This window comes from Nakamurella sp. (assembly GCF_048594475.1).
GTDB lineage: Bacteria > Actinomycetota > Actinomycetes > Mycobacteriales > Nakamurellaceae > Nakamurella.
Map to the genome: position 1 here is coordinate 1 of NZ_JBMDXT010000105.1, position 11296 is coordinate 11296.

General features: G+C 71.5%; 8 protein-coding genes and 1 pseudogene. All 9 read left to right on the forward strand.

The annotated features are described in order from the left end of the window. The first annotated feature begins 56 nt into the window (after positions 1 to 56). The 9 genes and pseudogenes from pucL to ACOJUF_RS05390 all read left to right on the forward strand — a co-directional run bounded on the left by pucL (position 57) and on the right by ACOJUF_RS05390 (position 11143). Positions 57 to 962 carry a factor-independent urate hydroxylase gene (gene pucL, locus ACOJUF_RS05350; protein WP_420120828.1) on the forward strand — a complete coding sequence of 302 codons (906 nt, stop codon included), beginning with the start codon at positions 57 to 59 and terminating at the stop codon, positions 960 to 962. An 8-nt stretch (positions 963 to 970) separates the two neighbouring features. Continuing rightward, positions 971 to 2455, forward strand: a complete 1485-nt coding sequence (locus tag ACOJUF_RS05355; protein WP_420120829.1) for a nucleobase:cation symporter-2 family protein — start codon at positions 971 to 973, stop codon at positions 2453 to 2455. Between the two features lie 229 nt (positions 2456 to 2684). Further along, positions 2685 to 3995: a DUF6986 family protein gene (locus tag ACOJUF_RS05360; protein ID WP_420120830.1), complete on the forward strand. Its 1311-nt coding sequence runs from the start codon at positions 2685 to 2687 to the stop codon at positions 3993 to 3995. 183 nt (positions 3996 to 4178) lie between these two features. Further along, positions 4179 to 4958, forward strand: a pseudogene (locus ACOJUF_RS05365) (hydroxypyruvate isomerase family protein); the annotation flags it as partial. Beyond that, entirely contained in the window at positions 4846 to 5931 is a 1086-nt protein-coding gene (locus ACOJUF_RS05370) for a 2-hydroxy-3-oxopropionate reductase (protein WP_420120835.1), read from the forward strand. The pseudogene ACOJUF_RS05365 and the gene ACOJUF_RS05370, both read left to right, overlap by 113 nt. A gap of 11 nt (positions 5932 to 5942) precedes the next feature. Then, complete coding sequence (gene gcl / locus ACOJUF_RS05375) at positions 5943 to 7745, forward strand: glyoxylate carboligase (RefSeq protein ID WP_420120831.1); 1803 nt, start codon at positions 5943 to 5945, stop codon at positions 7743 to 7745. 9 nt (positions 7746 to 7754) lie between these two features. After that, positions 7755 to 8891 carry a glycerate kinase gene (locus ACOJUF_RS05380; RefSeq protein WP_420120832.1) on the forward strand — a complete coding sequence of 379 codons (1137 nt, stop codon included), beginning with the start codon at positions 7755 to 7757 and terminating at the stop codon, positions 8889 to 8891. Positions 8892 to 8931: 40 nt separating this feature from the next. Next, positions 8932 to 10299 carry an allantoinase AllB gene (allB, locus tag ACOJUF_RS05385; RefSeq protein ID WP_420120833.1) on the forward strand — a complete coding sequence of 456 codons (1368 nt, stop codon included), beginning with the start codon at positions 8932 to 8934 and terminating at the stop codon, positions 10297 to 10299. A gap of 10 nt (positions 10300 to 10309) precedes the next feature. Continuing rightward, positions 10310 to 11143 (forward strand): bifunctional allantoicase/(S)-ureidoglycine aminohydrolase, encoded by an 834-nt coding sequence (locus tag ACOJUF_RS05390; protein ID WP_420120834.1) that lies wholly within the window; start codon positions 10310 to 10312, stop codon positions 11141 to 11143. Positions 11144 to 11296: the final 153 nt, after the last annotated feature.

The window sequence follows — 11296 nt, forward strand, 5'->3', positions numbered from 1 at the left end:
GTCCCACTTCTGTTGTCCCCGTTCGCATTTTCGACCTACCGAGGGAGCTAGGTGCCATGTCCGTCACGCTCGGCCACAACCAGTACGGCAAGGCGGAGACCCGCGTCGTCCGCGTGTACCGCGATTCCGATCCGCACGAGATCGTCGACTACAACGTCAGCGTCGCCCTGTCCGGCGATTTCGAGGACATCCACCGCACCGGGGACAACAGCAACTGCCTGACCACGGATGCCACCAAGAACACGGTGAACGCCTTCGCCAAGGAGTACGGCGAGGCGGCCCGGACGCCGGAATCCTTCGGGATCGCCCTGGCCAAGCATTTCGTGGACGACACCGCGCCCGTCCACCGTGCCCGGATCAAGCTCGAGATGTACCCGTGGCAGCGCCTGCAGCACGACGGCGCGCCGCACCCGCACGCCTTCGCCCGGGACGGCGGCTACGTCCGCACCGCGACCGTGACCTACGACGGCACCAACCTGTGGGTGGTGTCCGGGGTCAAGGACTACGTGGTGCTCAAGACCACCGACTCGGAGTTCTGGGGGTACCTGGAGGACAAGTACACGACCCTCAAGCCCACCACCGACCGGGTCATGGCCACCTCGGTCACCGGCCAGTGGTGGCACACCGACACCGCCGCCGACTGGAACAAGTCGTACGACTCGGCCGTCGCCACCATGAGCAGCGTGTTCGCCGGCCACCACAGCCTGGCCCTGCAGCAGACCATGTTCGCCATGGGCGAGGCGATGATCGCCGAGCAGCCGGAGATCGGCGAGGTGCGGTTCTCCCTGCCGAACAAGCACCACTTCGTCATCGACCTGAGCGCCTACGGCCTGGAGAACCCGAACGAGGTCTTCCACGCCGACGACCGCCCGTACGGCTTCATCGAGGGCACCATCCAGAACGACCTGCACAAGGACGCCACCCCGGGCAATCAGGCCTTCGATCCCGGTCAGGGCTGGTAAACCCCCCGATGGCCCACCACGAACATTCCGGGGAGGATTTTGCGGGGCAGCAGGGCATCGAACTGCTGCCCGACGGGACGCATCCCGTCGACGAGGTGTTGAAGCCGGGACCGATGGTGCTCTACGGCCTTCAGCACGTCATGAGCATGTACGCCGGCGTCGTCGCCGTGCCCTTCATCGTGGGCACGGCACTCAAGCTGTCGTTCGCGGATCTGTCCTACCTGCTGGCCGCGACCCTGCTCGTGTCCGGCCTGGCCACCCTGCTGCAGACGCTGGGGGTCAAGTGGATCGGCGCGAAACTGCCTATCGTGCAGGGGACGTCGTTCGCCGCAGTCGCGTCGATGATCGCCGTCGGCGCGTCCGCCGGCGGCGGGGTCGACGGTCTGCGGGCGATCTTCGGCTCGGTCCTGATCGCCGGCCTGGCCGGGTTCCTGCTCTCGGGAGTCTTCGCCCGGCTGCTGCGGTTCTTCCCGCCGGTGGTGACCGGATCGGTCATCACCGTGATCGGCATCTCGCTGCTGCCGGTGGCGATGCGCTGGGCGGGGGGCGGCGCCGGGGCGGCCGACTTCGGGTCGATCTCCAACATCGCGCTGGCCGCGATCACCCTGGGCATCATCCTGGTGATCTACCGGTTCCTGCCGGGCTTCTTCTCCCGGATCGCCATCATCGTCGGCCTGGTCGCCGGCGGCGTGGTGGCCGGCCTGATGGGCAAGCTCGACTTCTCCAAGGTGGGCCAGGCCGACGCGTTCGCCATCTCCACCCCGTTCCACTTCGGCGCGCCGACCTTCCAGGTCGCCGCCATCGTCTCGATGGTCATCGTGATGCTGGTGATCATGACCGAGACGACGGCCGACCTGCTGGCCATCGGCGTCGTCGTCGGCCGCCCGGCCGATCGCAAGACCGTCGCCAACGGCCTTCGGGCGGACTGCATCTCGACCGCGGCGTCCGGCGGCCTGCTCAACGGGTTCCCGGTCAGCGCGTTCGCCCAGAACGTGGGCCTGGTCGCGTTGACCGGCATCCGCAGCCGCTTCGTGGTCGCGGTCAGCGGCCTGATCCTGCTGGTGCTCGGCCTGTTCCCGAAGGTGGGCGCGATCGTGGCGGCCCTGCCGCTGCCGGTGCTCGGCGGGGCCGGGCTGGCGCTCTTCGGCACCGTCGCCGCCAGCGGCATCCGGAGCCTGGCCGCCGTGAAGTACGACGGCACGTCGAACCTGGTCATCGTCGCACTGGCCATCGCGGCCGGCCTGACGCCGATCGCGGTGCCGGACTTCTACCACGCCTTCCCCGACTGGTTCCAGACCATCTTCGACTCGGGGATCAGCGCCTCGGCGGTGACCGCGGTGACGTTGAACATCTTCTTCAACGTGCTCGGCCGCAAGGACGACGCCGCCCCGATCTTCGCCGAGTCCCCCGCCATCGGTGTGACTCCGGACGAGCAGCCCGGCGGTCCCGTCCGGAGCGATCCGGCGAGCCGCGAGACCCGACCCTCGACCTGAGCGACAGAGCCGGGAACGTTTTTCCTGCAGGGGATCTGACCGTCCCGGGGGCGGTCCGCGGTCTCGGGCGCCGGCCCGGCCGGGGAGCCCCCGGGCGAGTCGCCGGGCCGGCGGGCCGCCGACCGGCAAGGCTTGACGGCATGACACCCCGTGGGATACCTTTTCTACATCGTGAACTAGTACTTCCGCATTACGGAATCAGCGAGCAGGGCTTCGGGAGGGGAGCGCAATGAGCGGCCACGACACCGCGGCGGGCCCGCCCCCCGGCCTGAGCGCGGACTTCCTCGACGGGCTGGATCGTGACCTGGCCACCGCCGACGCCGTGCTGGCCGACCGCTATCCCGGCGATCCCGGGACGCGGCAGCCGGTGCACACCGTCTACGTCAACGCCGACCTGGTCCGCGGGGACCTGGGCGGCGGGCTGGTCGACCGGTGGACGACCGGAGCCCGGGAGGTGCTGGCCGTCGTGGCCGCCGATCCGGCGGCCGCCGCCGCGCTCGGCCTGCCGGTGGACGGCGCCGCGCTGACCACCGTGCTGGACCAGGTGCGGGCCAAGCTCGACGCCGAACCGATCGAGGATCTGCGGCTGGACTTCGAGGACGGCTACGGCAACCGCCCCGACGACGAGGAGGACCGCGACGCCGCGCACGTCGCGGCCCTGCTGCCCGTCCTGCTCGCCGACCCGCGCGGCCCGTTCCTGGCCGGCATCCGGTTCAAGTCGCTCGAGCGACCCACCCGCCGCCGGGGGCTGCGGACCCTGGACCTGGTGATCTCGGGCCTGCTGGCCGCCGGCCCGTTGCCCCCGGGCTTCCTGGTCACGCTGCCCAAGGTGACCTCGGTCGACCAGGTCGCGGCCATGGTCGCGGTCTGCCAGGAGCTGGAGCGGGTGCACGACCTCCCGGCCGGAAGCCTGCGCTTCGAGATCCAGATCGAGACCACCCAGGCCATCCTGGGCGCCGACGGCACGGCGACCGTCGCCGGCATGCTCGAAGCGGCCGGAAGCCGTTGTATCGCACTGCATTACGGAACCTTCGACTACAGCGCCGCCTGCGGGGTCGCCGCCGCCCAGCAGAGCCTGGCCCACCCGGTGGCCGACCATGCCAAGGCCGTCATGCAGGTCGCCGCGGCCGGCACCGGCGTGCGGCTGTCGGACGGTTCCACCAACGTCATGCCGATCGGCACGCCCGAGCAGATCCGGGCCGCCGTCACCCTGCACGCGGGACTGGTCACCCGGTCCCTGCGGGCCGCCTACTACCAGGGCTGGGACATGCACCCCGGCCACCTGGTCAGCCGGTACCTGGCCACCTACGCCTTCTACCGGGCCGGCCTGCCGGCGGCCGCCGCCCGGCTGCGGGCATACCTGAACAAGCAGTCCGGCGGGGTGGTCGACGAGCCGGCCACCGCTCAGGCGCTGGCCGCCTTCCTGATGCGCGGCGTGCACTGCGGCGCCGTCACCGATGCCGAGGTGCTCGAGCTCGCCGGCGTGCGGCGCCCCGTGCTCGACGCGATGGCGCGGCGCAAGCCGCTGCCGCCGGCGTGATCACGCCCTGACCGGGCACTCCTGACGCACCGGCCGGCGACGGCGTCGCCACCGCGCCCGACCCGCCCACCACCCGTCCCGCACCGTCCCGCACCGACCGCCACTTCAGGACCACGAAGGGTATTTCCAGTGACCACCCCCGCCCGCCAGCTGCCCGCCGTCCGGTACGCCGTCAACCTGTCCATGCTGTTCACCGAGGTCCCGCTCCTGGAGCGGCCGGCCGCGGCGAAGGCGGCCGGGTTCGACGCGGTCGAGGTATGGTGGCCGTTCGCGACGGCGGTGCCCGCGGACGCCGAGATCGACCGGTTCACCGGGGCGATCACCGACGCCGGGGTGCAGCTGATCGGGCTGAACTTCTTCGCCGGCGACATGCCCGGTGGCGACCGCGGGCTGGTGTCCTGGCCGGCCCGCTCGGCCGAGTTCACCGACAACGTCGACGTGGTCGTCGGCATCGGTGACCGTCTGGGCTGCAAGGCGTTCAACGCCCTCTACGGGAACCGGACGGACGAGTCGACGCCGGTCGCGCAGGACGAGCTGGCGACCCGGAACCTGGCCGTGGCCGCCCAGGCCGTGGCCCGGATCGGCGGCGTGGTCCTGGTGGAGCCGGTCAGCGGCGCGCCCCGCTACCCGCTGCTGACCGCCGCCGACGTGGTCCGGGTGCTCGACCGGGTCGAGGCGCAGGCCGGCGTGCGGAACGTGAAGTTCGTGTGCGACCTGTACCACCTCGACGTCAACGGCGACGATCTGACGGCGGCCATCGAGGACCACTTCGACCGGATCGGGCACGTGCAGATCGCCGACAGCCCCGGCCGGGGCGAACCGGGCACCGGAACGCTCGATCTGTCCGGCCATCTCGCCGACCTGGCGGCCAGGGGCTACGACGGCTACGTCGCCCTGGAGTACAAGCCGACCGTCGAAACCGGGCAGAGCCTGGCCTGGCTGCCGCCGGCCGACCGCGCCTCCGCCGCCCGCGTCTGACCACCAACCGCCAGCTTCGAAGGAGATCTCTATGACCACCGTTGCTTTCATCGGACTGGGCATCATGGGCGGCCCGATGGCCGGGCACCTCGTGAAGGCCGGCTTCGACGTCGTCGGCTACAACCGGTCCCAGCCCAAGATCGACGAGCTCGTCGCGGCCGGCGGGAAGGGGGCGAACAGCATCGCCGACGCGGTCCGCGAGGCCGACGTGGTGGCCGTCATGGTGCCCGACTCCCCCGACGTCCGGCAGGTGCTGGCCGGTGACGGAGGCGTGTTCTCCAGCGCCAAGCCGGGCACGCTGATCATCGACTTCTCCTCGATCCGGCCCGACGTCACCACCGAGCTGGCCGCCCAGGCGAAGGAGCGGGGCTTCCGGCTGCTGGACGCCCCGGTCTCCGGCGGCGAGGCCGGCGCCAAGAACGCCGCCCTGTCGATCATGGTCGGTGGCGACCAGGCCGACTTCGACGCCGCTGCCGATGTTTTCGCCGCCGTCGGGAAGACGATCGTGCGCGTCGGCCCCAACGGCGCCGGCCAGACGGTGAAGGCGGCCAACCAGCTGATCGTCGCCGGCAACATCCAGTTGCTGGCCGAGGCCGTGGCGTTCGTCGAGGCCTACGGCGTCGACACCGAGGCCGCCATCACGGTGCTCGGCGGCGGCCTGGCCGGCAGCAAGGTGCTCGACCAGAAGGGCGCCAACATGCTCGGCCGCACCTTCCACCCGGGCTTCCGGATCGAGCTGCACCACAAGGATCTCGGCATCGTCACCGCCGCCGCCCGCGAGGCCGGCGTGGTGATCCCGCTGGGTGCCGTGGTGGCCCAGCTGATGGCCTCCGCCGTGGCCAACGGGGACGGCGGCCTCGACCATTCCGCCCTGCTGCGCGGCGTCCTGCGACTCTCCGGCCAGGACCCGGATGCCGCCCCCGCCACCGCCTCAGACTCCGACTCCTCCGCCAGCTAAGGACCAGAACAATGCCCACCATGCGAGCCGTCGATGCCGCCGTCGCCATCCTGGAGAAGGAGGGCGTCGACACCCTGTTCGGGCTGCCCGGCGCAGCCATCAACCCGTTCTACTCCGCGCTGCGCAAGCACGGCGGAATGAAGCACATCCTGGCCCGGCACGTCGAGGGCGCCTCGCACATGGCCGAGGGTTACACCCGGGCCAAGGCCGGCAACATCGGCGTGTGCGTCGGCACGTCCGGCCCGGCCGGGACCGACATGATCACCGGCCTGTACTCGGCGTCGGCGGACTCCATCCCGATCCTGTGCATCACCGGCCAGGCGCCCGTCGCCCGGCTGCACAAGGAGGATTTCCAGGCGATCAACATCGCCGACATCGCAGCCCCGTTGACCAAGATGGCGATGACCGTCCTGGAGCCCGCCCAGGTCCCGGGCGCGTTCCAGCAGGCGTTCCATCTGATGCGTTCCGGCCGGCCCGGCCCGGTGCTGATCGACCTGCCGTTCGACGTTCAGATGGCCCAGATCGAGTTCGATCCGGACACCTACGAGCCGCTGCCGGTCTACCAGCCGCGGGCCACCCGGGCCCAAGCCGCCAAGGCGCTGGACATGCTGGCCGCCAGCGAGCGGCCGGTGCTCGTCGCGGGCGGCGGGATCATCAACGCCGACGCCGCCGACCTGCTGGTCGAGCTGGCCGAGACGCTGAACGTGCCGGTCATCCCGACCCTGATGGGCTGGGGCACGATCCCGGACGACCACCCGCTGATGGCGGGCATGGCCGGCTTGCAGACCAGCCACCAGTACGGCAATGCCACCGTCCTGGCCTCCGACTTCGTCTTCGGCATCGGCAATCGCTGGGCCAACCGGCACACCGGTGGCCTGGACACCTACCGGGCCGGACGCACCTTCGTGCACGTGGACATCGAGCCCACCCAGATCGGCCGGGTGTTCGCCCCCGACTACGGGATCGTGTCCGACGCCGGCGCCGCGCTGGAGCAGCTGGTCGCCGTGGCCAAGGAGCGCAAGGCGGCCGGCGAGCTGGCCGACCGGGCCGAATGGGTCGCCTCCTGCCAGGAGCGCAAGCGGACGATGCACCGGCGCACCCACTTCGAGGACATCCCGATCAAGCCGCAGCGGGTGTACGAGGAGATGAACAAGGCGTTCGGCCCGGAGACCCGCTACGTCTCCACGATCGGCCTGTCGCAGATCGCCGCCGCCCAGTTCCTGCACGTCTACAAGCCGCGGCACTGGATCAACGCCGGTCAGGCCGGCCCGCTGGGCTGGACCCTGCCGGCCACGCTCGGCGTCTGCGTGGCCGATCCGGACGCCACCGTGGTCGCCCTGTCCGGCGACTACGACTTCCAGTTCATGATGGAGGAGCTGGCCGTCGGCGCCCAGTTCAACCTGCCGTACATCCACGTGCTGGTGAACAACGCGTACCTGGGCCTGATCCGCCAGTCCCAGCGCGGGTTCGAGATGGACTACCACGTGCAGCTCTCGTTCGACAACATCAACACCCACAGCACCGTCGAGGACGGCTCCGACAACCCGATCAAGGGTTACGGGGTCGACCACGTCAAGCTGGCGGAGGCCATGGGCGCCAAGGCGATCCGGGTGCACGATCCCGAGGAGCTGCTGCCCGCACTGGAAACCGCCAAGAAGATGCTGGTCGAGCACCGCGTGCCGGTGGTCGTCGAGGTCGTGCTGGAGCGCGTCACCAACATCTCGATGGGCGTGGAGATCGACAACGTCGTCGAGTTCGAGGAGCTGGCCCTGAGCGCCGCCGACGCCCCCACCGCGATCGCCCTGCTGGACTGAGGCGGACCGGTGAAGATCCTGATCGCACCCGACAAGTTCAAGGGTTCGATGCGCGCGAGCGACGTCGCGGCCCGGGTCGCGGCCGGGATCTCGTCGGTCGCGCCGGACGCCGAGGTGATCGCCGTCCCCGTCGCCGACGGCGGGGACGGAACCCTGGACGCCGCGCTGGCCGCCGGCTTCGAGCTGGTCCCGGTGACGGTCGACGGGCCGACCGGGGAACCGGTCGCCACCGGGTACGCCCGCCGGGGCGACTCGGCGGTCGTGGAGCTGGCCGACGCCTGCGGGCTCGTCCGGCTGCCGGGTGGCGAGCTCGCCCCGCTCACCGCGTCCAGCACCGGCTTCGGCCAGGTCATCGCGGCCGCGCTGGACGCGGGCTGCCGCCACCTGGTACTGGCCATCGGGGGCAGCGCCAGCACGGACGGCGGGGCCGGCATGCTCACCGCGCTCGGCGCCCGGATCCGGGATGCCGCCGGGGCCGACGTCCGACCCGGGGGCGGCGGCCTGGAGCAGGTGGCGACGGTCGATCTCACGGGCCTGCACCCGGCGCTGGCCGGGTCGGCGGTCGTGCTGGCCAGCGACGTGGACAACCCGCTGCTCGGCGCGCACGGGGCGGCCGCGGTCTACGGACCGCAGAAGGGCGCCGCGCCGGACGACGTCGCCCGGCTGGACGGGGCACTGCGCGCCTGGTCCGGGGCCGTGGCCGGGGCCATGGGCGTCGAGCCGGGGCCGTCCGGACATCCGGCCGCCGACGGGCCGGGAGCCGGAGCCGCCGGCGGGGTCGGCTTCGCCGCCATCGCCGTGCTGCGGGCGACCGCACGGCCGGGCATCGAGCTGATGCTCGAGTTGACCGGGCTGCGCGACGATCTGACCGGCGCCGACCTCGTCGTCACCGGCGAGGGTTCGCTGGACGAGCAGACCCTGCACGGCAAGGCCCCGGCCGGGGTCGCCGCGGCCGCGCGCAGGGCCGGGGTACCGGTGGTCACCGTCTCGGGTCGGAACCTGCTGACGGACGGCCAGCTGACCGCGGCCGGCGTCCGCAAGGCCTACACCCTGACCGATCTCGAACCCGACGTCCGACGATGCATCGCCGAGCCCGGCCCGCTGCTGGAGGCGCTCGGCCGCGCGATCGCCACCGACCTGCACTGATCCGTCCTGATCTCTGGTTTCACAAGGAGGTGAAACGTCCGTGACTGATTACGATCTCGTTTTCCGCGCGCGCCGGGCGGTGCTGCCGTCGGGCGAGCAGCCGGCCAGCGTCGCGGTGACCGACGGCCGCATCGCCGCCGTCGGCCCGTTCGATGCGCCGGTGCGGGCCGCCCGCACCGTCGAGCTGGGCAGCGACGAGGTGCTGCTCCCCGGCATGGTCGATACCCACGTGCACGTGAACGAGCCCGGCCGCACCGAGTGGGAGGGTTTCGCCTCCGCGACGCGCGCCGCGGCCGCCGGTGGGGTGACCACCATCGTCGACATGCCGCTCAACAGCGTGCCGCCGACCGTCGACGTGCCCGCCCTGCACACCAAGCGCGCCGTCGCCGCCGAGAAAGCCTACGTCGACGTCGGTTTCTGGGGCGGCGCGGTGCCGGGCAACGTCGACGAGCTCGTGGCGCTGCACGAGGAGGGCGTGTTCGGGTTCAAGTGCTTCCTGCTCGACTCGGGCGTGCCGGAGTTCCCCCCGCTGACGCCGGCCGACCTGGTGGCGTACCTGACCGCGATCCGCGAGTTCGACGGTCTGATGATCGTCCACGCCGAGGATGCGGGGGCGATCGAACACTCGCCCGCCGCGCACGGGTCCGGGTACGGCGATTTCCTCCGTTCCCGGCCGCGGGGCGCGGAGAACACGGCGATCGCCCATGTCATCGAGGCGGCCCGGTGGACCGGGGCGCGGGTGCACATCCTGCACCTGTCCAGCAGCGACGCGCTGCCGATGATCGCCTCCGCCAAGCGGGACGGCGTCCGGCTCACCGTCGAGACCTGCCCCCACTACCTGGTTTTCGATGCCGAGCAGATCGCCGCCGGGGCCACCCAGTTCAAGTGCTGCCCGCCCATCCGCGAGCCGGAGAACCGGGACCTGCTCTGGCAGGGGTTGGCCGACGGCACCATCGACTGCGTCGTGTCGGACCACTCGCCCTGCACGCCGGAGCTCAAGCAGCTCGATTCCGGCGACTTCGGGGTCGCCTGGGGCGGCATCGCCGGGCTGCAGGTCGCGTTGCCCGCGGTCTGGACCGAGGCGAGCCGGCGCGGGTTCGGCCTCGCCGACGTCGCCCGCTGGATGTCGGCGACGCCGGCGGCGCTGGCCGGCCTGGACCGCAAGGGCGGTCTGGTCGTGGGCCGGGACGCCGACCTGGCGGTGCTCGCGCCGGACGCGACCTTCACCGTCGACGCCGCGCAGCTGCGCCATCGCAATCCGATCACCCCGTATGCCGGACGTACGCTGTCCGGCGTCGTGCGCAGCACCTGGCTGCGCGGCGAGGAGCTGGTCGGCGACGCGCGTCGTGGGCGGTTGCTGTCGCGTACCGATCTCCCCCAGCCCGCCGTCACCGGACCAGTCGCCTGAAAGGACCAGCATGAACTTCAACACCTACTACGCACCCACGGGCGGGCTGCCGGCACAGACCGAGCTGACCACCAACCGGGCCGTCTTCACCGAGGCCTACGCCGTCCTGCCCCGCGGCACCATGCGGGACATCGTCACCAGCTTCCTGCCGTTCTGGACGAACACCCGGCTCTGGGTGATCGCCCGGCCGCTGTCCGGCTTCGCCGAGACGTTCTCGCAGTACATCGTCGAGGTCTCCCCCGGCGGCGGCAGCGACCGGCCGGAGACCGACCCCGGCGCGGAGACCGTGCTGTTCCTGATGGAGGGCGAGCTGGTCGTCACCGTCGACGGCGACAAGCACGAGATGACGGCAGGGGGTTACGGTTTCATCCCGCCCGGGGCGGACTGGACGATCCACCACCGCGGCGACGCGCCGGCCCGGTTCCACTGGATCCGCAAGGCCTACCAGCGGGTCGACGGCCTGGACCTGCCGACCGCGTTCTTCACCTCCGACGAGCAGGTCGAGGGAGTGGAGATGCCGGGGACGAACGGGGCCTGGGTGACCCAGCGGTTCGCCGACCCGACCGACCTGCGGCACGACATGCACGTCAACATCGTGACGTTCCAGCCCGGCGGGGCCATCACCTTCCCGGAGACCCACGTCATGGAGCACGGGCTGTACGTGCTCGAGGGCAAGGCCGTCTACCTGCTCAACCAGGACTGGGTCGAGGTGCAGGAGGGCGACTTCATGTGGCTGCGGGCCTTCTGCCCCCAGGCCTGTTACGCCGGCGGCCCCGGCCGGTTCCGGTACCTGCTCTACAAGGACGTCAACCGGCACGCCACCCTGAGCCGCCAGTTCGCCTGACCCGTCCTCCGGATCGGCCGCCCCGGCCGGGCGTCCCCGCGCCCGGCCGGTCCCACCGTGCCCTGCCCCCGCGCGCACGAAGTCGGCGACTCCGGTCCCACCCGTCACATTCGGGGTGAGTTGATCCGCGCCGGCGTTGTTGATCCGCGCGGG

Excerpts from the sequence above, each read along its gene's own strand:
- gcl (WP_420120831.1), top strand. The coding sequence starts at position 5,943 with ATGCCCACCATGCGAGCCGTCGATGCCGCCGTCGCCATCCTGGAGAAG.
- ACOJUF_RS05360 (WP_420120830.1), top strand. The coding sequence starts at position 2,685 with ATGAGCGGCCACGACACCGCGGCGGGCCCGCCCCCCGGCCTGAGCGCG.
- pucL (WP_420120828.1), top strand. The coding sequence starts at position 57 with ATGTCCGTCACGCTCGGCCACAACCAGTACGGCAAGGCGGAGACCCGC.
- ACOJUF_RS05390 (WP_420120834.1), top strand. The coding sequence starts at position 10,310 with ATGAACTTCAACACCTACTACGCACCCACGGGCGGGCTGCCGGCACAG.
- ACOJUF_RS05355 (WP_420120829.1), top strand. The coding sequence starts at position 971 with ATGGCCCACCACGAACATTCCGGGGAGGATTTTGCGGGGCAGCAGGGC.